The 24,079-nt window shown below is 56.6% G+C and carries 19 protein-coding genes and 1 tRNA gene; 5 read left to right on the forward strand and 15 right to left on the reverse strand.

Annotated features, from left to right (window positions below):
• Nucleotides 1–350: 350 nt before the first annotated feature.
• Nucleotides 351–1,868, forward strand: coding sequence for a DNA repair protein RadA (locus tag Q0X47_RS05020; protein ID WP_297723539.1), 1,518 nt, complete (start codon nucleotides 351–353; stop codon nucleotides 1,866–1,868).
• A gap of 74 nt (nucleotides 1,869–1,942) precedes the next feature.
• The gene (locus Q0X47_RS05025; protein ID WP_297723541.1) at nucleotides 1,943–3,385 is read left to right on the forward strand and encodes a cell wall-binding repeat-containing protein; all 1,443 of its coding nucleotides are present in this window, start codon (nucleotides 1,943–1,945) and stop codon (nucleotides 3,383–3,385) included.
• A gap of 126 nt (nucleotides 3,386–3,511) precedes the next feature.
• Here Q0X47_RS05025 and Q0X47_RS05030 read toward each other — a convergent pair whose 3' ends face one another.
• The 12 genes from Q0X47_RS05030 to Q0X47_RS05085 form a co-directional block, all read right to left on the reverse strand.
• Nucleotides 3,512–4,474 carry a DapH/DapD/GlmU-related protein gene (locus Q0X47_RS05030; RefSeq protein ID WP_297723543.1) on the reverse strand — a complete coding sequence of 321 codons (963 nt, stop codon included), beginning with the start codon at nucleotides 4,472–4,474 and terminating at the stop codon, nucleotides 3,512–3,514.
• 111 nt (nucleotides 4,475–4,585) lie between these two features.
• Entirely contained in the window at nucleotides 4,586–5,890 is a 1,305-nt protein-coding gene (locus tag Q0X47_RS05035; RefSeq protein WP_297723545.1) for a citrate synthase, read from the reverse strand.
• A 240-nt stretch (nucleotides 5,891–6,130) separates the two neighbouring features.
• Nucleotides 6,131–6,454: a ferredoxin gene (gene fdxA / locus Q0X47_RS05040; RefSeq protein ID WP_282920975.1), complete on the reverse strand. Its 324-nt coding sequence runs from the start codon at nucleotides 6,452–6,454 to the stop codon at nucleotides 6,131–6,133.
• Nucleotides 6,455–6,493: 39 nt separating this feature from the next.
• Entirely contained in the window at nucleotides 6,494–8,386 is a 1,893-nt protein-coding gene (locus tag Q0X47_RS05045) for a VanW family protein (protein ID WP_297723547.1), read from the reverse strand.
• 41 nt (nucleotides 8,387–8,427) lie between these two features.
• Nucleotides 8,428–10,347, reverse strand: coding sequence for a translational GTPase TypA (gene typA / locus Q0X47_RS05050; protein WP_297723549.1), 1,920 nt, complete (start codon nucleotides 10,345–10,347; stop codon nucleotides 8,428–8,430).
• A 56-nt stretch (nucleotides 10,348–10,403) separates the two neighbouring features.
• Nucleotides 10,404–12,245, reverse strand: coding sequence for an ABC transporter ATP-binding protein (locus Q0X47_RS05055; RefSeq protein ID WP_297723551.1), 1,842 nt, complete (start codon nucleotides 12,243–12,245; stop codon nucleotides 10,404–10,406).
• Nucleotides 12,246–12,247: 2 nt separating this feature from the next.
• Entirely contained in the window at nucleotides 12,248–13,216 is a 969-nt protein-coding gene (locus Q0X47_RS05060; RefSeq protein ID WP_297723553.1) for an ABC transporter permease, read from the reverse strand.
• A 12-nt stretch (nucleotides 13,217–13,228) separates the two neighbouring features.
• Nucleotides 13,229–14,155: an ABC transporter permease gene (locus Q0X47_RS05065; RefSeq protein WP_297723555.1), complete on the reverse strand. Its 927-nt coding sequence runs from the start codon at nucleotides 14,153–14,155 to the stop codon at nucleotides 13,229–13,231.
• Nucleotides 14,156–14,325: 170 nt separating this feature from the next.
• Nucleotides 14,326–15,927 (reverse strand): ABC transporter substrate-binding protein, encoded by a 1,602-nt coding sequence (locus tag Q0X47_RS05070; protein WP_297723574.1) that lies wholly within the window; start codon nucleotides 15,925–15,927, stop codon nucleotides 14,326–14,328.
• 562 nt (nucleotides 15,928–16,489) lie between these two features.
• Nucleotides 16,490–16,783 (reverse strand): hypothetical protein, encoded by a 294-nt coding sequence (locus Q0X47_RS05075; RefSeq protein WP_297723557.1) that lies wholly within the window; start codon nucleotides 16,781–16,783, stop codon nucleotides 16,490–16,492.
• On the reverse strand, nucleotides 16,776–17,189 hold the full coding sequence (locus tag Q0X47_RS05080; protein WP_297723559.1) for a hypothetical protein: 414 nt from the start codon (nucleotides 17,187–17,189) through the stop codon (nucleotides 16,776–16,778). The genes Q0X47_RS05075 and Q0X47_RS05080 overlap by 8 nt, the downstream gene beginning before the upstream one ends.
• Before the next feature lie 63 nt (nucleotides 17,190–17,252).
• Nucleotides 17,253–17,337: transfer RNA gene (locus Q0X47_RS05085), tRNA-Ser, on the reverse strand.
• Nucleotides 17,338–17,517: 180 nt separating this feature from the next.
• On the opposite strand from Q0X47_RS05085, the gene Q0X47_RS05090 reads away from it, so the two are divergent.
• The 3 genes from Q0X47_RS05090 to Q0X47_RS05100 all read left to right on the forward strand — a co-directional run bounded on the left by Q0X47_RS05090 (nucleotide 17,518) and on the right by Q0X47_RS05100 (nucleotide 21,092).
• Nucleotides 17,518–18,138: a superoxide dismutase gene (locus tag Q0X47_RS05090; protein WP_297723561.1), complete on the forward strand. Its 621-nt coding sequence runs from the start codon at nucleotides 17,518–17,520 to the stop codon at nucleotides 18,136–18,138.
• Nucleotides 18,139–18,444: 306 nt separating this feature from the next.
• Nucleotides 18,445–20,418 (forward strand): cell wall-binding repeat-containing protein, encoded by a 1,974-nt coding sequence (locus Q0X47_RS05095; protein WP_297723564.1) that lies wholly within the window; start codon nucleotides 18,445–18,447, stop codon nucleotides 20,416–20,418.
• 77 nt (nucleotides 20,419–20,495) lie between these two features.
• Nucleotides 20,496–21,092 carry a hypothetical protein gene (locus Q0X47_RS05100; protein WP_297723566.1) on the forward strand — a complete coding sequence of 199 codons (597 nt, stop codon included), beginning with the start codon at nucleotides 20,496–20,498 and terminating at the stop codon, nucleotides 21,090–21,092.
• Nucleotides 21,093–21,189: 97 nt separating this feature from the next.
• Here the strand turns inward: Q0X47_RS05100 and Q0X47_RS05105 are convergent, their stop codons facing one another.
• The 3 genes from Q0X47_RS05105 to Q0X47_RS05115 all read right to left on the reverse strand — a co-directional run.
• Complete coding sequence (locus tag Q0X47_RS05105) at nucleotides 21,190–21,318, reverse strand: hypothetical protein (protein WP_297723568.1); 129 nt, start codon at nucleotides 21,316–21,318, stop codon at nucleotides 21,190–21,192.
• A gap of 75 nt (nucleotides 21,319–21,393) precedes the next feature.
• Entirely contained in the window at nucleotides 21,394–23,277 is a 1,884-nt protein-coding gene (locus Q0X47_RS05110) for a hypothetical protein (protein WP_297723570.1), read from the reverse strand.
• Between the two features lie 166 nt (nucleotides 23,278–23,443).
• On the reverse strand, nucleotides 23,444–24,079 hold a 636-nt coding region (locus Q0X47_RS05115; RefSeq protein WP_297723572.1), incomplete at its 5' end, for an NAD(P)(+) transhydrogenase (Re/Si-specific) subunit beta.

Consider the following 24,079-nt stretch of genomic DNA (forward strand, 5'->3'; position numbering starts at 1 on the left):
GGCAGCTACGACCCAAATCCCACCCTATATCCGCAACCCAGCAAGTAGCCTCCGATTCTCCCGCCCGAAATCCGGCGTCTATGCTCCGGATGCCATGTTTGGGAGTGAAACCCCCTTGGTTTTTGGTGTAGTTGCGCCAACGACCGATTTCAACCCACAATCCGGGTTTTTGCTGACCCGGTTTTTTCTCAACCTGCAGGTAGGTGCGATTCTAATTTTGCAGAGCCGGCACTGAGCAGAGTGAAATCGGTCATTCGTGCAAAACAACCCCGGTTCAGGGATTTATCGCGCAGCAGTCGGGTTTCAAACTCGCGATTTTTCGCATTCGGGGGTTGTGAGACGATGGAGTCATGGCGAAAGAAAAAACGGTTTACGTGTGCTCCAACTGCGGGGAGGAATGGCCCAAATGGGCTGGTCAATGCCGTGGCTGCGGCCAGTGGGGCACCCTGGAAGAAAACGTGGTCCTGTCGAAAAGTTCCGCCCGCGGGGGTGGCGGAACCGCGGTGCGCAGTTCCGGCGGATACGGGCGCCCGGCGTCCCCGGCCAAACCTATTGGCCAGTACTCCACCGAACGGGCGGTGCGCCTGCCGACCGGAGTGGGCGAATTCGACCGAGTCCTCAGCGGCGGTATTGTCCCCGGAGCGGTCATCTTGCTGGCCGGTGAACCGGGAATCGGGAAGTCAACGCTGCTGTTAGAGGTCGCCGCCCGGATTGCCCAAGGCGCGGCCCCGCACTCCCCCGGTGCCAGTGAGAAAAAATCCGGGCTACGCTTGGTTTCCCCCGATTCGCCTACCCTCGCCGCTGCGGATACTGAGGGCAAAACTGTCCTGTACCTCACCGGCGAGGAAACCGCCGAAGCGGTGCTGTCCCGCGCAAAACGTATCGGTGGAGTAGCGGAAAACCTCTATCTGGCAGCTGAAACCCAAGTCTCGCAGGCCTTGGCTCAAATCGAGACAATCAGCCCGGATTTAACCATCATCGACTCCATTCAGACCCTGACCGATCCCACTATGGACACCTCCATCGGCGGGCCGGCCCAGGTTCGCGAAGTCGCAGCCCGGCTCATTGACGCGGCAAAAAGTCGTCACATGGCACTCATCTTGGTGGGGCATGTTACGAAGGACGGGGCGGTGGCCGGCCCGCGTACCCTGGAACACCTGGTGGACGTGGTGTGCCAGTTCGAGGGCGAACGAACTGGGGAACTGCGGCTGTTGCGCGCGGTGAAAAACCGCTACGGCCCTACGGACGCGGTCGGTTTCTTTCAAATGGTGGAATCCGGCATCGAAGGCATCGAGGACCCCAGCGGCCTGTTCCTCAGCAAAACGGCCGAGCCGGTGCCCGGAGCCTGCGTCACCATGTCGCTGGAAGGCCGGCGTGCCCTACCCATAGAGATAGAAGCCCTGGCCACCCCCATTGCGGGCGGTTCACCGCGGCGCACGGTTTCCGGTCTGGATTATTCACGCACCGCCATGATGCTGGCCGTCCTGCAAGCTCGGCTGAAACTGCCTTTCGGTACTTTGGACGCTTACGTCTCCACAGTGGGCGGAGCCAGAGCGGTCGAACCGGCAGTGGACTTGGCAGTTGCGCTCGCGGCGGCCTCAGCCGTAACAGGTCAGGTCATCGACCCTGGTCTGGTAGCTTTTGGGGAAGTCTCACTGACCGGAGAAATCCGTTCCTGCACTGCGGCATCTCGCCGGGTGGCGGAAGCAGCCCGGCTAGGATTCACCGGAGCTATTGTGCCGACCGCCGCCGCCGGGGGCCTGAAAGCTCCGCGGGGATTCAAGATCGAACCCGCTGCAAACCTGCGCGAAGCGATGAGCCTGGCACTGCGCCACGCCCCGGCCTCGCCAGAAGGCCGCGAAATCTGATGACCTCGAAACGGAACTTTTCGCACGCCTGGTATGTCACAATAAATACACCTTGACTACCGAAAGGACCTGATATGAACCGAAAACATTTCATTGTCGCGGTTTGTGCCCTTGCTTTGACGGGCGCGTCTACCATCACCTGCGCCGCTGCCAATGCTGCGGACTACAACCAGCTCGCGGGCACTAATCGCTACGAAACCTCCGTGGCGATTTCACGCCACGTTTATCCCAGCTCAGCGGAAAATGTTTACCTGGCACGCGGCGATGTTTTAGCCGATGCTCTCTCAGCGGGATCCCTGCCAGGCGGCCCGATTGTTCTGGTCAACCCAAACGGCAACAATGATGCCGCCACCCAATATGTAGCTGGCTTGAAAGTCAGCGGCAAAGTCATTGCCTTGGGCGGGCCGGGCGTGGTTTCCGATTCAGCCTTGACCCAAGTGGCTGGGGATAAGCCTACCGCCCGAATCTTCGGAGCCACCCGCTATGAAACCTCAGCAAAGATTGCCGCGGCCGCCTTCCCAGGGGGCGCAACAGTGGCTTATATCGCCAATGGTGCTGGGGACGGTTCCCCCGATGCGGTAGCTGGTGGGGTTCTCACAGACGGTCCGGTCATTTTGGTCAATCCCAACGGAAATAATGCTTTCGCCGCCAATGCCATTAAAGCGCTTGGAGTCCACAAGGTCATCGCCTTGGGCGGTCCGGGGGCCGTGTCTGCCGCGGTGCTTGGCGAAGTTTCCCAGGGGATAGCCACTGACCGTCTGCAGGGAGAGAACCGCTACGCCACCTCCCTGGCTATTGCCAACCACGCTTTCCCCGGTCACAAGGGAACCTTCTACGTGGCCCGTGGTGACGTGCTGGCTGATTCTGTTTCCGGGGGAGCGCTGCAGGACGGCCCCATCATCCTGTCCTCTATCTCGCCGAACTCCGGGATAAATATCGCCGCCGGTTACGTGCATAATAACGCGGCTTCCCCCATTTTCTTGGGTGGCAGCATCTGGAATCCGCAGGTCATGCAGATGATTGCCAGCGGTACTCAGTTCACTCCGCCGGCTCAGCCCGCTCAACCAGAGCAACCGCAGCAACCAAAGAATCCTGGTAACGCGGCCGGGTCCATGGAGCAAGCCGCCGCCCAAGAGGAGGCGGATATCCACGCCGGGATTAATGCTCGACGCGCCCAGGACGGTATCGCTCCCCTGACTCGCAACCCCACCATGGACGCCCTGGCTCGCGCTTGGTCAAAACATATGGCTGAAACCGGCGACTTCGAGCATTCCGATGGAGCTCCAAACGGCATCAACTCTATCTTTGGCCATCCTTGCCGCATGATAGGTGAAAACATCGACTGGCACATGGGCTTCTTCCCCGCTGGCCAGGGCGGCGCCAAGCACGTCACCAACTGGATTCACTCGCCAGGGCACTTCCGTAACCTGATGGAATCCCGTTTCACCACCACCGGTATCGGGGTATGGTTCGACGGGCCGAATTCGTCCTACGCAACCCAGATGTTCTGCCGGTAAAACGTTCTAAACCAGGCAGCACACCCAACTGAATAAACTGTTCCTAAACTTAATAAACTTTTTGGGGCTGGCGCACGCCAGCCCCAAAAAGCATTAATCCCAAAACAGCGCCAAACTGGCGGATTCTCAGTCTGAGAACTCGATGGCCGTACCACCGCGAGACACGGCCTCGACGCGACCCGTCTGCGAGTTGCGGCGGAACACAGCGTGGGAGACCCCCGCCAGCTCCTCGGCCAACATCGTCTTTGGCTCGATAAAGAACCCGGTGTCACCAGGCATAACACCGCCGGAAGGCATGTAGTAAACCTTGGTGTCGCTGTTCAAGTACAAACCGCCTTCAACAACGCAGTCGTCTCCCAGCGGAATCGCCAGACCGGAGTTCGCCCCCATGTGGCAGTTCTTACCCAGGGACACGCGCTTGTGAATTCCCACCGCCAAAGTACCCGCGGTAGAAGCGCCGCCAGCCAAAGTCGTGCCTTCGTCCACCGTCACGCCCTGCGACAGCCGCCCCTCAATCCGGGCCGCTCCGAGGGTCCCTGCGTTGTAGTTCACGAATCCGGTATAGCCAATCTCGGTGCCCGGATGCAGGTAAGCCCCCAACCGCACATTTTCGGTATTGGCAATCCGTACCCCGTCCGGGGTCACGTAGGTGGTCATTCGGGGAATCCGATCCACACAACGGATGTTGGCACCGATGCCGTACTTGGTCATCAGGCGCAGACGGGTTTCCTCAAAGTTTTCGTAGTCACAAGCTCCGCGGCTGGTCCACGCCACCAAGTTCAACTTGTCGAACAAACCTTCCAAACTCAACGTGTTGGGTTTCACCATCCGCCACGACAGGGCGTGCAAACGCAAGTACCCATCAGGAGCGCTCTGGACATCGTCCTCCAAATCGGCGGTCACGGTAATGACCTTGTTGATAATGAGGCGGGCATCGTCCTTGCCCTCCAGGTGCGCCAGCTTCGCGGTCAGCTCTTTTGCTTTCGCCTCGTCCACGTCGCCCTCAAAAATGTAAGGGTACCAAGTGTCCAGCGACTTTCCGCTCTCAGTTTCGGCCGTCAGACCGACACCCCAAACTTTCTTAACCATGTTTTTCCTTCTCTCTCTAGTTATCAAGGCCCTTGTCTCGCCCGCAGCCTGCGCCAGAGCGCATTACGCGCCGCCGGTCAACAGGCCGGACAGGGAGACGCAAAAAGCCGCTTACCTGGCAGAACGGGAACGCAGGTTCTCGTAGTGGCGCTCGGTGTGTCCGATGTAAACCTGACGCGGGCGAGCAATCTTGGTGGCCGGATCGGCAACCATTTCGCGATACTGGGCAATCCAGCCCGGCAGACGACCCACCGCGAACAACGGGGTAAACATCTTCATCGGGAAGCCCATCGCGCGGTAAATCAAGCCAGTGTAAAAGTCCACGTTCGGGTAGAGGTTACGGGAAACGAAGTAGTCATCGCTCAGCGCGATGCCCTCCAGCTCCAGCGCCAAGTCCAGCAGCTTGTCGGCCTTGCCCAAACGGCTCAAGACTTCGTGGGCGGATTCTTTCACCAGGGCGGCGCGCGGGTCGTAAGCCTTGTACACGCGGTGGCCAAAGCCCATCAGCTTGATGCCGTCTTCCTTGTTCTTAACCTTTTCGACGAAAGTCTTAACCGACATATCCGTGTCCCGCAGCTGAATCAGCATCCGCAGCACTGCCTCATTAGCCCCGCCGTGCAGCGGACCGGCCAACGCGCCCACACCGGAAGCGACCGAAGTGTAAAGGTTCGCATGAGAGGAGCCCACGAAACGCACCGTCGAGGTCGAGCAGTTCTGTTCGTGGTCGGCGTGCAGAATGAACAGGCGGTCCAAAGCGCGAACCATCGCCGGATCGATATCGAAGGACTGGTAGGGCAGCCCGAAACACATCCGGATAAAGTCCTCGGTCAGCTCACGAGACGCATCCGGGTAAAGCTGGGGCAGGCCGGCGGCACGCTTCGCGATGGTCGCGACCATGACGGAAAGCTTGGCCAACAGCTGAATCGTGGCCTCTTCGAGCTGTTCGGGGTCGAGGGGATTCAAAGTGTCCTCGTAGTAGGTCGCCAGACCGGCAACGCCCGCCTGGAGGATTGACATGGGGTGGCCGTTGGAGGGGAATGCCGTAAAGAACGCCTTAAAGTCCTCGGGCAACAGGCGGTTGCGCTTGATTTTATGGGTGAAAGTTTCCAGGGACTTCGCGTCGGGCAGGTCGCCATAAATCAAGAGGTAGGCGACTTCCACGAAACTGGATTCGCGAGCCAGTTCCTCAATCGGGTAGCCGCGGTAACGCAGCACCCCTTTGGCACCGTCAATGTATGTGACCTTGGATTCACAGTTGGCGGTGTTGCCAAAACCGTAGTCCAAAGTGACATTGCCAGTGCTACTCAACAGTTTGTTGATCTCAAGACCGCTGTTGCCTTGCGTGGCTTGGTGAAAAGGGGTATCCAATCGTTTCTGGTCAGATTGAATAAAGTACTCTCCGTTATTCTCACCCATGAGATTCCTCCTCGATTATTTCGATTTTCATATAAGAGCTGGTCCGGCAGCATTGCCAGGCTGGGGAGCTTTGGGACTTAAGTCCTTAGAACTATAGTACTCCCCTACCCGTGTTTCGTCCAATAGTTTTGCCGTCAATAATTTATATGGAAATCACCAGGGCGCCGCTTCACTTTACGGCGTCCCGCACGTCGAGGGGCGTTCAGTCAGTTCGGTAAATCACACCTGTTGGTGGAAAAATCAACCCTGGGGAGGCAGCGCGGCGACCATCGGGTCGTCCTTGTCGACCTTGCCCACTACCGAGGCCCCTCCGGGAGTCGGGTTATCGAAGTCAGCGAAAAAGTCCCGGTTAGCCCGCAAGAAGTCCGTCCACGGCGCGGGCAAGTCGTCTTCATAATAGATTGCCTGGGGCGGACACACCGGCTCGCAAGCTCCGCAATCCACACACTCCAGCGGGTTGATGTACAGGGTGCGTTCACCTTCATAAATGCAGTCCACCGGGCACTCGTCAACGCAAGCCTTATCTTTCACATCTACACAAGGTTGAGCTATCACGTAAGTCATAAAATCTATCCTATCCCTGTCATCAGGTTTACCTGTCGGCTAGTCGTCTGTGTCTTGGGGCGGGGCTGCGTCTTCACTAGCTTGTTGAGCGGCTAAATCCTTCGCGCACACTACCGCATTATCCGGCGCGTAGGTGTGAGTGTAAGTTTTGGAATCTACCTTTTTGCCGTTCAGGTAGCGGGTCCGCGTGTTGCTGATAGTAAAACCGGGCTGACCTGCGCCGGAGGGCACACACTTGGACCAATTGTTGACAGTAGTCTTGGGCTGTACATAGTTCGTCCGGGAACTTTGCGTTGACTCCACGGTGTAATACTTGGTGCCCCAGATACGCATATGCAACTGGCCTCTGCCAGTCCACCCTTGCAGCACAACAGGAGTCGGGTTCGGGTTCTTCCACTTCAAATCCAGGGAACCGGTCCACAAGGTACACTCCCGCCCGGCCGGGTACCTGGTGAAGTAAACTCCGTGAGGATTGAACTCAATCAAATCCATACCCGCGAACCAAGCCGCATTCAGGGTCGTGACGCACATCTGCGACAAGCCACCGCCGAGGGCTTGGGTGTGCACGCCGTTTTCAAAAACCCCGGAGTAATGCCATCCATTCTCGGCCGTAATCGGACCTAAGTCTCGCTCTAAGGAAAAGTCCTTATTCGGCAAGTAAACTTTCCCCGTCAAAATTTGGGCGGCTTTGGTCAGGTTAGCAGTCCTGATGCCATCAGGAGTCAGCGGGGTGGCGAACTCGCCAATAATCTCTGTCACCCCGGCTTTATTCGCATCATCGGTGCTAAACTCCGGAGGAATCGGGGTCAAATCCACGCTCACTTCACGGTTTTCCTCCGAAGTCGCTCCCAAGGTTACGCGGTCGGCCAATTTTTTCGGATCAAGTTTTGTCCCGTCCTGAGACGCCACCACCTGCGGGGATCCGGACGCAAAGCTGAAACTAGCGTTAACCGGCTCGGTTTCTAAGCCTTTGGTGTTTTCCAAGGTGAACTTCTTTAGTTTCTCTCCGTCTAAACTGGCCTTCAGTTCATCATCGCGCAGGGACCAAGTTACGGCCTGACACAGTTCCGCGGTGGGAATGTCCAGGCTTTGCCCGCCCACGTTGAGCTTCACCGGGGCGCTCATCAGGATTTTTGCCTCGCCTTTAGTGGCCGCGTCCAGATGCGCCTGGGTCGACTTCGGCGCACTAGATTTGCCGGGAAGTTTCAGGGGGTCTCCTTGCTTCCACCACGAGGTTTGCAGCAGGGCGGTGGCGGCTTTCAGGTCCAGGTCCCGCCCCGGACCGGGCTTGACCGGTTTTAGCTGACCCGCCTGGCAATTAAAACCAGCTTCCTGCGGCGGGGACTTTAAATCCGCGGCCGCTGCAGAAACGGCTTTGTCCAGCGCTTTCTCATCAATTTTCGATTTCAAGTCCAGCGCTCCGGCACCCCCGAGATGAGCGATAATCTTCACCGGATTCAAGGAGAAATCGGCGACCTCATGCACGGAAGAGGCGAAATCGGGCTGCAGCCCCGCCACAGCCGGATCAATGTTCGCTGTCTTGGCGCCCAGTTTCACCGGGAAAGGTTGCTTCAGCTTGTCCCCCAACTCGGAATCCAGCTTTTTAATGGCGGCATCGGGGGTCATCCCACCAACAGAAACCCCCGCAAAAGACGACCCTCGCGGCATACTGCCCGACACAGCTAGTGCCAACCCGACGTAGGCCAAGGCCAAAACTCCAATAACCACGCCGATGGCCACCGGAACCTTGCCGCTACGTTTCTTGTCTTGTGCAAAACCGGGGAACATTTCGGCGGCGTTAGCAGCTCGCACCCCGTCCGGCGCTTTTCCTGCCGGCTTTGCGGGGCGGGAAACGGGGCGAGGCGTGGCAGGACGCGGCCCCTTGGGGGAGGCACCCGGCCCCGCACCGTTATTCACGTCTGGTTTACCCATCGAATCTCCCCGCGGTATCCGCTCTTGGTTTTTCCGCCGAGTTACTGCTCGCGGCGGCGACGCGCCGCATCTTTGTAGCGCGTTTCCGTATCTAAGATTACCTTACGAATCCGCACGGCTTCGGGAGTTACCTCGACGCATTCATCATTTCCGGCGAATTCCAGGCTTTCCTCTAAGGTAAAGTTCATCGGCGGGGTCAGGCCTTCAAAAGCGTCCTGGGTGGAGGAACGCATATTGGTCTGCTGTTTTTCCTTGGTAACGTTGACAATCATGTCCTCGCCGCGCGGGTTCTCTCCCACGACCTGGCCCTCGTAGACCTGCGAGCCGGGCTGAATGATGAAGTTGCCGCGCTCCTGCAGTTTAATCATGGCGTAAGGACTGGCTTTCCCAGCGCGGTCCGCGATGAGCGAGCCGGTCGCGCGCCCCTCGATGTCGCCTTGCCACGGCGCCCACCCGGAGCTGACCGAGGAGGCAATCCCGGTACCGCGCGTCTCGGTCAAAAACCGCGTCCGAAAACCAATCAAACCGCGGCTCGGCACGGTAAATTCCAGACGCACCCAGCCGGTTCCGTGGTTGGTCATCGTGTTCATCTGACCTTTGCGCGCGGCCAGCAGCTGCGTCACCGTTCCCAAGTGTTCCTCCGGGACGTCCACGGTCAGGGTCTCCATCGGCTCCATCAGCTTGCCATTTTCTGTTTTCGTCACGACCTGCGGTTTTCCGGCGGTTACTTCGTAGCCTTCCCGGCGCATCTGTTCGACCAAGATTGCCAGAGCCAACTCGCCACGGCCCTGCACTTCCCAGGCGTCCGGGCGCCCAATATCCACAATTCGCAAGGACACGTTACCCACCAGTTCTCGCTCCAAACGGTCTTTGACCTGGCGAGCGGTAACTTTTGCGTCTTTCACCCGCCCGGCAAACGGGGAAGTGTTGATACCAATCGTCATGGAAATTGCCGGTTCGTCCACCCGAATCAGCGGCAGGGGACGCGGGTCGTCCACATCAACCAGGGATTCCCCGATGGTGATGTCCTCGATGCCGGCCACCGCCACAATATCCCCGTACTTTGCCGACTCGGCGGGGACCCGTTCCAAACCGTGCGTGGCCAGCAGCTGGGTAATCTTAACGGTTTCCACCATGCCATCCTGGCGAGCCCAGCCAACTGTCTGACCTTGCCGGATGGTTCCGTTGTGAATCCGCAGCAGTGCTAGGCGGCCCAGAAATTGAGAGGCATCGAGGTTCGTGACGTGCGCCTGCAGGGGGGCTTCCGGATCATAGGTGGGTCCCGGAATATGCTGCAAAATGGCCTCAAACAGGCACTCCAGGTCGCCGTCAGGGACGTTGCCGTTGCCAGGATTTGTCAGGGAGGCCGCCCCGACCTTGGCCGAAGCATAGATAATCGGCAGATCCAGCAGCTGGTCCAGGTCCAAACCTTCCTCACCGAGTTCCCCGCTGGCTTCCAAGTCAGTGGCCAGCGTCAGCAACAGGTCGGTCGCTTCGGAAACGACTTCGTCGATACGCGCATCGGGGCGGTCAACCTTATTAATAACCAACACGACCGGCAGTCGCGCCGCCAAGGCCTTGCGCAACACGAAACGAGTCTGGGGCAGGGGACCTTCTGACGCGTCCACCAACAGCACCACCCCGTCTACCATCGACAGACCGCGCTCGACCTCCCCGCCAAAATCGGCGTGACCGGGGGTATCCACCACGTTAATGGTGACGCCCTGGGGACATCCGCTATCCACAGCTGCCGGACCGGAATACTTGACCGCCGTGTTTTTAGCCAGGATAGTGATGCCTTTTTCGCGCTCCAGGTCACCCGAATCCATGACCCGTTCCGGGCCGTCCGCCCGGAGTCCCTCGGCGTGAGCCTGTTTCAACATGGCGTCGACCAGGGTCGTTTTCCCGTGGTCGACGTGCGCGACGATGGCGACATTTCGGATATCTTGACGCTGTGCCATAAACCCTTTTCTGTAGTTACCGGTTTTCCTAAAACAACGTCCTATTGTAACGCCGCTTACTCGCCGGTGAACAACGGAATCTTGGCGCCGGGAATCGCGTCAATCAAATCTCTGGTGTAAGCCTGGGTCGGGTGATCAAAGATTTCGTCAGTCAAACCGGTTTCCATGACCCGGCCCTCCTGCATCACCACCACGTCATCAGCCATCTGACGCACCACCGCCAAGTCATGCGTGATGAACAGGTAACTAATGTGTTCCCGGTGCTGAATCTCAGCCAACAGCTGCAAAATCTGTTCCTGCACCAGCACATCCAGGGCGGAAACGGCCTCGTCCAAAACGATAATTTCGGGATGCAGCGCCAGGGCGCGCGCAATCGCGACGCGCTGACGCTGACCGCCGGACAGCTCTCCGGGGTAGCGGCGCATCGCCGAACGCGGCAGGGCTACCGCGTCCAACAGCTGAGCCACACGCTCCTCACGAGCCTTCCGGTCACCCTTCCGATGTACCAACAGCGGTTCCTCAATACAGCGGTAAACGCTGAACATAGGATCGAGCGAGCCGTAGGGGTTTTGGAAAACAACCTGCATTTTCGCGCGCATATCAAACAGTTCGCGTTTGTTCAGGGTCGACAGGTCGGTACCTTCGTAATAGACCTTGCCCGAAGTCGGGTCCAGCAGGTTTAAGATGATGTTCGCCACCGTGGATTTCCCGGAACCGGATTCGCCCACCAGCGCCAAGGTCGTGCCTTTGCGCAGGCCAAAGGACACATCGTCGACTGCCTTGAGCTTCTTGGCCGCGCCTTTTGCCCCGCGCACGTCGAAAATCTTGGTCAGGTTTTCGACCCGGATAATTTCTTCCTTGTATTCATCCAGGCTGGCTCCGAAAGTCAGCAGCTCATCAGAGACTTCGCCGCGTTGCTTGGCCGCTTGGATACGGTGCGAAGCCAAGGACGGCGCAGCACTGACCAGACGCTTCGTGTAGGGGTGCTGCGGCTGTTTCAAGATGTCCAGAGCCAGACCTGATTCCACCACGCGCCCCCGGTGCATGACGACCAGGTGCGAAGCCCGTTCGGCTGCCAGGCCCAAGTCGTGCGTGATGAACAGTACCGAGGTGCCGCGCTCGTGGGTCTGATTCTGCAGGTGATCGAGGATACGCCGCTGCACCGTAACATCCAAGGCGGAAGTCGGCTCATCGGCAATCAACAGCCGCGGATCGGCAGCCAAGCCAATCGCGATGAGAGCACGTTGGCGCATCCCGCCGGAAAATTCGTGCGGGAACTGTTTTGCGCGTCGTTTCGCGTCCGGAAGTCCCGCTTCCTCCAGCAGTTCCACCACCCGGTCGTTCTCGCGACCTTTGGCTTTACCGTTAGCCCGGAGCGCTTCGCGCACCTGGAAACCGATTTTCCACACCGGGTTCAGGTTTGACATGGGGTCTTGGGGTACCATGCCGACATGCGAACCGCGCAGGTCAACGTATTGGCGCCGACCCAAACTGGTGATGTCGTGGCCTTGGAACAAAATCTTGCCGCCCACGACCTTGCCCGTACCGGGAAGCAACCCGATGATGGCGGAGGCCGCTGTAGACTTACCGGACCCGGACTCGCCCACAATAGCGATGGTCTGACCGGGATAGACACAGAAATTGGCTTTGCGCACGGCAGGAACCATGCCAGTCGAGGACCGGAAGGCGACTTCCAAATCGATGACTTCCAGCAAGGGCACGGTCGAGCCCGCTTTCACGGCCGCGTAAGATGCCGAACCCAGAATCAGTTCATCCTTGGTCGCTTCCATTTCGGCGGCGGTAGCCGGCTGGTCAGTACCTTCCAGTTCCTGAGTTAATACCGGCATCCCCGAGGCTTCGGCAGCGGCCTCGCTGAGGTTCTTTGCACTGTCACTCAACGTTACTTCCTCGCTTTCGGATCGAGAGCATCGCGGACCACATCACCCATCATGATGAAACTCAAAACGGTCATAGCCAGCGCTCCAGCCGGATAGAACAGGACTGACGGGTTTTGACGCAACGCGGACTGAGCGCGAGAAATATCCCCGCCCCAGCTAACCACATCGGAAGGCAGACCCACACCCAGGAAGGACAGCGTCGCTTCTGACACAATGAACGTCCCTAGCGCCACGGTGGCGTAAACAATCATCGGAGCGGTCGCGTTAGGCACGATGTGGCGCAGGATGATGCGAGCCTTGTTTTCACCCAAAGCCTTGGCGGCGTTGACGAATTCTTCGTTCTTGGTCTGCATCACGGCCCCGCGGGTAATACGCGCGATTTGCGGCCACCCGAACACCGCCAACACCAAAACTACCGTAAAGATGGTGCGGTTTTCCTTGAACATCTGCATCACCACGATGGCTGCTAGTAGGAATGGTACCGCGAAAATAATGTCGGTGATGCGGGAGAGGATTGTGTCCAACCAGCCGCCAAAGAAACCCGCCAAGGTTCCGAACGTGCCGCCTATGAGTACCACAACCACAGTGGTTAAGATTCCCACAATCACTGAGGCACGCGCCCCGTAAACGGTACGCGCCATAATGTCGCAACCCTGCCGGTCAAACCCGAACGGGTGTCCGGCACTGGGTTGACCGTAAGAGTTCTTTAGCTCGCAAAACTTCGGATCCACGCTGGTGAATAGGCTGGGAAAAGCCGCCAGCATCACAGCGAACAAGATAATGGCAGCCGCCACCCAAAACAGGGGACGTTTGCGCAGGTACTTCCACGCCTCACCCCACATGGAGGAAGGAGCGCGGTCGTCGGCTACGGCATCTACCGCTCCCAAACCGGTTTCGTCGATTTCCGAAACGTAGTGGGACTGTCCGGGCAAGTTTTTCGTTTCCACGGTGTTCTCGTTTTCGTTTGCCATGTTCCCCCTCCTTTACTCGTAACGAATCCGCGGGTCCAGGAGGGCGTACATCAGGTCGACGATGAGGTTCGCCAAGATGTAGACCATCACCAGTACGGTGGTAAAGGATACGACTGTGGCAGGTTCGCCTTTGATAATGGCTTGGTAAATATTGCCACCCACCCCGTTGATGGCAAAAATGCCTTCGGTCACGATGGCTCCGCCCATCAGCGCCCCCAGGTCAGCGCCCAGGAAGGTCGCAACCGGAATCAGTGAGTTACGCAGGATGTGTACCCGAATAACTCGTCCGGGACGCAGACCCTTGGCATAAGCGGTACGCACATGGTCCGCCGACACGGTCTCGGACACGGACTGGCGGGTCAAACGCAGCACATACGCGAAGGACACCGCCCCCAACACGATGGCAGGCATCAGCAGCCTTTCGAAGGATGTGTTTGCCCCAACGGTAGTGGGTAGCCACCCTAGTTTCACCCCTATGAGGAACTGCATCACAAAACCAATGACGAAGGTCGGCACGGCAATGACGAACAGTGAAACTACCAAAACCGTGGCATCAAAAATACCCCCGCGCTTCAGACCCGCGATCGTCCCGAACACAATCCCAAAGAATGCTTCGAACGCCAAGGCCATGAAAGCCAGCTTAATCGTCACGGGGAAAGCCGAAGCCATAACTTCGGTGACTTCGCGCCCCGAAAATGTCAGCCCGAAGTCTAGGGTAAAGATGCCTTTCAAATAGAGCAGATATTGAATGATGAATGGCTGATCCAGATGGTAACGCCGGCGCATGGCGGCAGCGGCGGCCTCGCTCAAACCACGATCACCGCCCAGGGCTTGAATCGGATCGCCTGGCATCAGGAACACCAGCGCGTAGATGAGCAGCGTCGCGCCCAGCATCACTGGAATAATCTGCAGGAGCCTGCGGCCGAGATATCGTCCCACGGCGCCTCCTTGTCAAAATCGAAATAACCCAATGATTCTACCTCGATAAGGTAGTGAAAACGTAACTGCGGCCTGGGAGTGATATTTCCCACCCAGGCCGCAGTCGTTCAATTTTCAGGCTTTCTTGGCGGTCTTTCGACACGTCAAGTCAAGCTCAAATTATCGCCAAATTACTTGGTGATGTCGAAGTACAGCGGCTTGGAGTGCCAGTCGAACTGGACACCCTGCACGCCTTCTGCCCAACCGCCGTTGACGTTGGAGTACCACAGCGGAATCGTCGGCAATTCCTTCATCAGGATTTCCTGAGCCTGATTGTAAATCTTAAAGGCTTCCTTTTGATCAGTGGTATTCAGAGCCTGTTTGAGCAGATTGTCGAAATCAGGGTTGGAGTAATCGCCGTCATTGGAAGAACCACCGGTGCCATAGAGCGGGCCGAGGAAGTTGTAAGGCGAGGGGTAGTCCGCCTGCCAACCGGTACGGAACGCCGTCTTGATGGTGCGCTTGGTAACTTTGTCACGAATGGACTTGAAGTCCGGGGAAGGATCACCCTTGGCTTCAATGCCCAGATTGTTCTTAATGGAGTTCACCGTCGCGTCAACCCATGCCTGGTGGCCACCATCAGAGTTGTAAGCTAGCTCAATATCGCCGGTCCACGGCTGCATCGCATCAGCCTGCTTCCACAGTTCCTTGGCCTTCTTCGGGTTGAACTTCAGGACCTCGTTGCCCTTCAGCGAATCGTTGTGACCGGGGATAACCGGCGCAATGAAGTCGATGGCGGGGGTACGGGTACCCTGGAAGATGGTCTTGCAAATCTCTTCACGGTTAATCGACATCGAGATAGCCTGCATACGCAAGGCTCCGGCTTCGCCCTGGAAACGAGCATCAGACTTCGGGAAGGTGAAGGATTGGAAGATAGCGGAAGGTTCGTTGACCGAGCGGTCGCCCAACTCATCCTGGTAGGTTCCGAACGCCGAGTCCGGAATGGCATCCAACACGTCCAAAGCGCCCGACTGCAAGTCGTTGTATGCCGCGTCCTGGGTGGAGTAGAACTTGAAGGTCACCCCGCCGTTCTTTGGTGTGCGGTCACCCTTGTAGTCCGGGTTCGGGATTAGCTCAATTTGTTCATTGTGCTTCCAGGAGTCCTTTTTCACCAGGTAAGGGCCGTTGCTGATGGGGTTTTTGCCGTAGGCCTTGACCTTGGCCGGGTCGCCGATACCAGCCTCCGGCAGCGGGTAGAACGCCGAGTATCCTAAACGCAGCGGGAAGTCAGATTCCGGCTGGCTCAAAGCCACTGTGAACGTGGTGTCGTCCACTACCTTCAGGCCGGTCATGTCCACGGTGCCAGCGCCGTTCGGATCCGCCTTGGTGGCGGCTTCCGCAGCCTTCAGGGCTTCGTCGTAGCCCTGGATGGACTCAAAGAAGCTGGCGTTGAGCATGTTTTGCTTTACAGACTGATTCCAGGCATCCACGAAGGACTTGGAAGTCACCGGAGTACCGTCCGAGAACTTGGTATCGCCCTTAATCTTGATGGTCCAGTTCTGGTTGTCGTCAGACTTGATAGATTCAGCAACTTCCATCTGAGGGTTGCCTTTGGCATCGTAGTATTCCAGACCAGCAAAAATGTGATCCAGAATCAAGCCACCGCCGGTCTCATTAGTGTTAGCGGGAACCAGCGGGTTTTGGGGCTCGGAATTATTACCAACGATTACCGCGTTGGGATCAGTTTTGCCACCAGCACTGCCGCCGTCCGAGCCAGAGCCGCAAGCAGTCATCGTCAATGCCAGGGCTGCCGCAGCAGCGATGGCAGTTAGTTGTTTCTTCACGAGGTTAGCCTCCAAAGATATCCTCAGCTTGGCGCCGTCAGCGCCATCGCTGAACTTTTGGGTAATACCACTTTTGTGGCACGAGGCTAGTTTACAGGCAAAACCTAAATATAACTAAAAACATACCCATCTTTTACCTTTGGTCTGACTTTGGTGCGGCTTTGATTCAGCTCTGATCCGGCTCTGGTTCGTGCCGATAGTGCGTTAAACCTGTTTAAATGGGTCGGTATGCCATATATGGCATACCGGAGCGTTTAAATAGGTTTTATTTAGGATTTTTTTGGAAATCGGGCGTTCGGAGCCGTGCCCCCTGGCGATTTGGCCGGCGGTTTGTTGGTGAGTTTCGGGGTGCGCGTAGTTATAAGGTGGGATTTGGGCTGCAGCTGCCATTATTGGCAGCTACAGCCCAAATCCCACTAGTTATCCGCAACCAACCGAGTATCTCCGGATTTGCGCCGGCGTTTGCGCGGTTCTATTTGACTAGGCGTGGGGCCGCTGCTTAGAGGTGTCCTTAGACTTCTGCCAGTGCCTTATCCAGTAAATCGCGCACCGCAGCACTCTGGGTCAGGTGGTTCTCACTCATATATTTACTAAGTTTTGCATCACGTTCCTTGTCGATACGCACCCGCAACACCTTGACAGCCGGGCTATCTCCCACACTTAGAGGACGACCACGCATCCGCTTTTCACCCGCATCAAGCTGCGCCATGCTGTAACCACGTTCAGCCTCAGCTACGTCACACTCCAGCATTTCCGCTTCCTCCGGGGAAAGTTCGCCAAATTTCCTTACCTGTATGTCACTCATCTCGTCCTCCTTCCATCAGTTTTTGATACCTCTTGCGCATAGGCATCGAATGAATCAAAGCTTCGCCGAAAAGCTCTGTCTCAGCAGTCACAACTTCCAAGGCTTGCCCACTGGAAGAAAAGCCCAGGTACAGCACTTTCCTCGGGTCTTCCCTCATCAGGAAACTTCGTAGAGCGTGCTGCACCACATAGAGCGCATCTTCCGGGTCAACCCCGTGTTTAAGAGCTGATTCGAACACTTCCACACAATTATTGTGCCACATAAATGTCGTCACCGGCAAGGGGGTTTCAATCAAAATATGCGCCCCTTCAGACAGTGCTATTGCGTTATATGTTTGTTTTTCATCATTGTGGGGTGGGGGACGCAATGAGGCAACAGATTCCCCACGAAAACTGCTGCCCGTCATGGGGCTGCACCGACCTTGTGCAAATGAAAATGATGCCCGGCACAGGCCGGACATCACCACCAGCGGAGGATGGGGGATTCGAACCCCCGAGGGCTTGCACCCAACACGCTTTCCAAGCGTGCGCCATAGGCCACTAGGCGAATCCTCCAGGTATTTGGTTATTCTGCAAAAAGCAGCGCCTACTATTCTACATATTTCCCCGCCGGGCGAAAAATTTAGCGGACGGGATTTTGCTCTAGGCGATACTCCGCAGACAGCCCGCGTACGCTCGGATAGAATCGAGCCGTCGGGTCAATCCGGATCTGACTGCAACAGTTAGGAACAAAACATGGCGGTTTACACCCTCCCCGAACTCCCCTACGACTACGCTGCTCTCGAGCCGCACATCTCCGGCAAAATTATGCAGCTGCACCACGACAAGCACCACGCCAACTATGTGAACGGCGCGAACACGGCTTTGGAAAAGCTCGAAGAAGCCCGCGCTACCGGCAACTTTGCCACGATTAACCAGCTCGAAAAGGACCTCGCTTTCAACCTGGGTGGTCACGCGAACCACTCTGCCTTTTGGAAGATGATGGGTCCCGCCAACGAGACCCCGGATCGCCCCAGCGGTGAACTCGCTGCCGCGATTGATGAATACTTCGGCTCTTTTGAAGCCTTCCAAAAGCACTTCACCGCGGCTGCGACCGGACTGCAAGGCTCCGGCTGGGCGGTATTGGCTTGGGACAGCGTGGCGGGTCGCCCGGTCATCTTCCAGCTGTTCGACCAGCAGTCGAACATTCCGATTGCCCAGATTCCGCTGCTCATGCTGGATATGTGGGAGCACGCTTTTTACTTGGACTACTTGAACGTCAAGGCTGACTATGTCAAGGCCTGGTGGAATGTAGTGAATTGGACGGAGGTAGAAAATCGCTTCCATGCCGCCTCTAAACATCACGGCGTGCTCTGAGTCTACAAGCTCCATATTTCGCACGGTGGCGACGCAAGGCGTCGTCACCGTCGCGTTTTTATCCCCGAAACCCCGCCTCTGGATTTCGGCTTGCCCAACCTCAGGATTCCCTGTCGGACTGCACCCGAGCTGCGGCTGAAAGCAAAACCCGAAACCACATTGCCCCTGCTACCCCTATCCGTCCATACGAAGACACCTATTTTCCCGTTTTCCCCGAAATTCCTAGCAATTTATCACCAATTTCAACTACAATTTGTGCTGCAATATTGCAGATTTTGTTTGGTTTGATGAGATAGGTGATGTATTTTGCTTCGCTTCACACACACGCCACGTGCGGTAATTAGCAGCTTCGCTGGCATCGCCGTCACAGCCAGTTTGCTCGCTGCCACGGTACCAGCTCAAGCCGACGAGAACCTGACCGACCCGCCCCAAACCGGAGCACCCGCAGCGGGAGAGTTTGCAAGCCCCGCCCCCAATCCCGATGCCCACGGATTACCGCGAAACACTCCCAGTAACGCGGGAGTTCCCGACTTAGATTCCCCGGTTCCGCCTGGTAGCCAGATTTCACCGGACAGCCCAGTTTCCGCCGGTGCCCCCAACTTGGTTCCCACCCTTGCTGGGGCGACGCCCGCGGGACGCCCTGATTTGTCCCGAGTTGCGGGGGTCAGCAGGTTTGAGACAGCCGTCACCATCGCCCGCTATACCTTTATCACACCCCCAAAGACTGTCTATCTAGCAGAAGGGTGGAAACTCGCTGATGCGATGGCGGCCGGTTCGCTTCAGGATGGTCCCGTCGTTCTTACTGCCAGCCACCACTTACACGATGCCGTCAAAGCCTATCTGCAGGAAATCAAGCCCGAGAAAGTTATCGCGCTGGGCGGCACCGGGTCGATTCCAGAAGAAGTCCTGGAGCAGGCCAAAGTGTCTGAGCCGACCGAGCTGGAACGGATAGCGGGAGCGGACCGCTTTGAAACCGCTAACAAAATCGCTAAATACGCTTTCCCGGACGGCTCGAGCATCGTTTACGTTACCGATGGCACGGGTTCACAAGGCGTCATTGGTCCAGATGCCCTTACCGGCGCGTCTCTGCGTAACGGTCCGATTCTCTTCGGTTCGCGCCAAGACGGGCTCTCTGCGGACACCCTGGATGTTATTTCTCATCTGGGAGCCAAGGAAATCGTCCAACTCGGATCCAACCAGTTGGGGTCCTATAAACCCACCAGATATCTGGCAGGTCCGCATCGTTACGCGACCGCGGTGGAAGTTTCCAAACAGGTCATGAAAGACCATCCCGAGGTACAAATTGCCTACCTGACCAATGGTTTGGTTTTAGCCGACAGCGTGGCAGCGGGAGGTCGTCTCGATGACGGCAGCGTTCTGTTGACCGAACCGGATTGGCTGCCTTATGCGGTGTGCGAGCATATCCGCACCAGCGCTATCAAGAAAGTCATCGCTCTGGGCGGCGACAGCACTGTCACCCCGGAGGTCCTCAACGCTGCAAATGAGTATGCACAAAACCCCGCTAAGCCCTGCCCACAGACACGACCCATCGTGCGGGGATGGGTCGCTCCGGGCTACTATCTGCAGGCTGTGGACAAAATTGCTCCCCCGCCTGGTACCGTGGTGCCCCAATCGGGGTGGAATGGAACCAAAGTGCGGGAAGTCCGTGCTCGCCTGGGAGTTGGCGTTCCGCTAAATGCCAGTATGACTTTTGATCGCGCGACCAGGAACGCAGTGGTGCGTTTTCAACGTCGCAGCGGGTTGCCCGCGTCGGGCGTGGTGGACTATGGAACCTGGGTCAGGCTGACCGCACGCCCTTGGGATATGGATAATTTCCAAATGCAACCGCTACCGCTAACAGCAAACCGTGACCAGCGAGTGAACGCCATGCTTTCCTTTGCTCGTAGTCAGGTTGGCAGCCCCTACACCTGGGGTGGAGCCGGCAGTTACGGAGATGGATACGATTGTTCAGGGTTGGCTTTGCAAGCCCTGTATGCTGCTGGCATTGACCCGCAGCCGATCAATGTCATCGCCCACGCGGCACCCACCTATCGCAGCTCCAAACAACTTTACGCACACCCCGGTTTACAGAAACTTCCATTCGCCTACAGAATTCCCGGTGACCTGGTATTTTGGCAGGGGCGCGGCGGTATCTATCACGTCGCGATATATCTGGGATCAAACCAAATTATTGAATCCACCTTTGGCTACGCCAGACAACGAGCCCTCTATAACTGGCGCAGTATCGCTCCTTATGTGGTTCGCCCTCTGGCTACTTAGTCGGGCGCTCCGCAGGATAAACCTTAGGCAAGGCAGGTGATTCAGTGTCATTTAGGGTTAACCGCACTAGCGGCTTCGTGATTCTAATCGTTTCCATATTGGCTTTGGCACTAGTGGCAGGAGGGTGGCTGTGGCGGTCACATTCCGCCGGGGACGGTGAGCCGAGCCCGGCTGGTCCGACAGTAAAATCTTCGGCGGGACCCAACACCAAGCTGCCACCGGTGAAGGCCGGCTCTCAAGGGTGCGCTGCCATGGATGCGGTGTTGAGCGACCTTCTGGAGCAGACCCCCCAAGGAAAAACGTTCACGCAACGAGTAGCTCAGATTCAATCTGGGCAGACCGACCCGAATTCGGGAACTGTCAATGCAGCTCCCGAATGGGCGCAGTTCTTGCAGATTCTTCCCAAGCACTATGAAGAATTTGCCGCGGCTGCCGGAACTGATAAAGCCGCGAACGAGGCGTTGGACAATCTGCACCGGATTGTAAAGATAGAACCACAGTTGATATCCGGCGAAATCCCGGAGTACACGGACTTGGAGGCCGCACAACGTCTCCTGGAAGAGGGCACACCCCCGGCACAGAACCCGAAGTACGTTGAAAGCCGCACCCAACTCGATAAAGCCCTGAACCAAGTGACCTGGTGTATGCCGACTTGGCCGGTTATTTTCGGCTAGCGACCCCGCCTGCGGTCGTCGCAGTGCAGCGGACGCTGAATCAACAGCTCGGACTGCCCAGGAGCCGTTTGCTCAGATTGAACCGTACTGTCCTGTCTCAGTGTCGTAGGTGAGAACCGGAATCAGGGGTCAGAATGTCATCTAAATCCCCGATACGTGCCGAGTCACCTTCCAGAGCATCGAGAGACAACCTATCGTTGCCTTTAAGGTCAAGAGAGTGCTGCATAGCACAACCCCATGATACGCTGGCCGCTACGGCTCTCGCGTACAGAAGCTGAACTATGAACTTGGAAGAAAAGCGTTATTCGAAGCGTGCCAGTACTTCCTTGCCGCGGGTTTGGGTCGGCTCAATCCTGATGGAATTGGGTTGGGCCACGAACCTAAAGTTGGATGCGTCTATAATATCCGGTTCGGGGCTATCGATGGCAACCGTCTCGAGCGTGAACAATCCGCCTTTATAAAAAGTTTGGTGCGTCGCATTTAACTGCATTGAACGATCCACAGATACGGCAAAGGGTTGATCGGGTTGCGCCACATTTGCGATTAGTAAGTAGGTCACTCCTTCCCCGCTGATTTTCGGTATCTCTGCCATTCCGCGAAATGCTACGTCCAGGAATCCATCACCGTTGAAATCCGCGTAAGTGGGAGCACTAATCTCGGCGGTAATGAAAGGATTGCTCGTCCCGTATACAGACCATTTCTCTGTACTGATACCATTTTCAACGACCTTCCAGCACTCGTTGGGTGACTTTGGCATGGGTTGCAGCACCGTTGGTTTATCCCAATTTACGACCCAATGGCATGCGGGATTGTATCTAATCGGGCCCGGAGAATCCACGAGTCCTAGATTATTATCATAGGGAAGACGAATATTGGATAAATCAAAGTCTTTCATAAAATCTTTTGGCAATTCCGGCTCTTGCCAATCAATTAGCGTCAAGGCATCCCCGGTATCAAACAGGGGTTGATTGATTAACTCAATAGAGTCCTCAGCAGAGAAAGGATTGAAATCAGGAATTTGTAAAATAAACTCTCCACTGATAGGAATACTAACCTTATAATGCACAAACCCCTGATACTGTTTACCCCCAAACTTAACTGTGGAACCCTCTTTAGCGCCAGGTACGGCTTGCTGCAAACCACCGTTGAGTTCCAGTTTCAGGCTGAGATTGATTGCCGGACCAGCTACATCATACAGAGTGAAAGTGTCCCCAAATTTCAACTCGGTACTGTGCTCAAAGTCGAGAACTCGCTGTGAATCAACAAGTTCGATCAACCGAGCGCTACTGTGATCCTCGTTGATTTTACTCAAGCCTTTACCGGAGTCATACCGAAATCCAATCTTTTTATCGACCGTCACCGCCGCCGGTTTCAACGATCCCTCAACCTTAGCCTCACCATCCAAATCAATCTTAAATTCATTCGTCCACACCACCGGGACCGGACCCACCATTAGTGTCCTGGTTTGCTCAGACTGAAAGAGGTTTTCACTGGCCGTAAAATCGACGAACTCAGAGGTCAGCTTCCCCTGCAGATGATTAACCAACTTAAAATGTGTTCCACTGTTGTCAATCTTTAAGCTAATTTCTATCTTTAGCCCCGCTGATAATTCCAGCGTCTGTTCCTCATTTTTTAGATCCAGCAAGTTTTTCAAACGATCATCAGCAAAAGCCGGGGTCGCCAGAAAACCCCAGCTACTTGCCGTCACGCCCTTGTGCTGCAAGGGAACATAGTTTCCATCAGAGCTCAGGGCGTATTCCGCTACCACATCGCATTCTTTGATTGCCTCATCCAACGCGGCGGGCACAGTCGTCAAAACTGTGTCTTTGCCACTTCGTTCAACATCCGTTACCCTACGCAAGAATCCCTGTGGAGCAGCCTTACTGATTCCTCCGACAATTACAGAATCGACCCCTATCTGTGCGTCACCTGACACCGTCACTCGATTATTCTTAACAGACTTCAAATGAAAATACCCGGCCGGTTCCCCCTCACGTCCCGTATGAGAATTTTTGGTATTCGCATTCTCCGCAACATAAACATTTGCTTGAAGGACCACAGGAGCCGCTTTGTTACTACTGAGCAGAGTGAACATCAAAACCCCTGCCAGCACCAAAAGAAATACTAAAAGCAGGATAATTATTATCAACAGCGTCTTCCTGCTGTTTTCGGTCTCACCAGCCATTTTACCGCTTTCACCGAGTCGACATATACAACCATGCTACGCGTAGTTCGGCTCTCATTACTGGGGTTTCGGAGCAGTTCTAATTTCTCAGCACCAGGCCCGACTCTGCGGGGATAAAAAAAGGTTTCCCCTGCCGGAAGGCAGGGGAAACCGCTGGGCAAAAACTTCACAGGCTCTTGATGATTTCCTCCACGGAGGCCTTGGCGTCGCCGAAGAGCATGTCCGAGTTCTCGTTGAAGAACAGCGGGTTTTGCACCCCGGCGTAACCGGTCGCCATCGAGCGCTTGAAGATGATCACGCGCCCCGCCTCCCAGACGTGGAGCACCGGCATCCCTGCAATCGGGGAACCCGGCTCGTAGGCGTCAGGGTTCACGGTGTCGTTCGCGCCGATGACCAGGACCACGTCCGTGTCCGGGAAGTCGTCGTTAATCTCGTCCATCTCGAGCACGATGTCGTAAGGCACCTTGGCCTCGGCCAACAGCACGTTCATGTGACCGGGCAGACGGCCCGCCACCGGGTGAATCCCGAAGCGAACCTCCACGCCCGCTTCACGCAGCTTTTTGGTCAAGTCCGCGACCGCGAACTGCGCGCCGGCGGTAGCCATGCCGTAGCCGGGAGTGATGATGACGGACTTGGCGCCCTTCAAAATCTCTGCGGCTTCGGGAGCCTTGATTTCGGTGTGTTCGCCGTAGTCTTTGGCTTCCTGCTTCGGACCCGCGCCCTCGCCGAAACCGCCGAGGATAACAGAGATAAACGAGCGGCCCATGCCTTTACACATGATGTAGGACAGGAACGCACCGGA

It is taken from the genome of uncultured Mobiluncus sp., assembly GCF_947254095.1.
In the GTDB taxonomy this organism is placed as follows: Bacteria; Actinomycetota; Actinomycetes; order Actinomycetales; family Actinomycetaceae; genus Mobiluncus.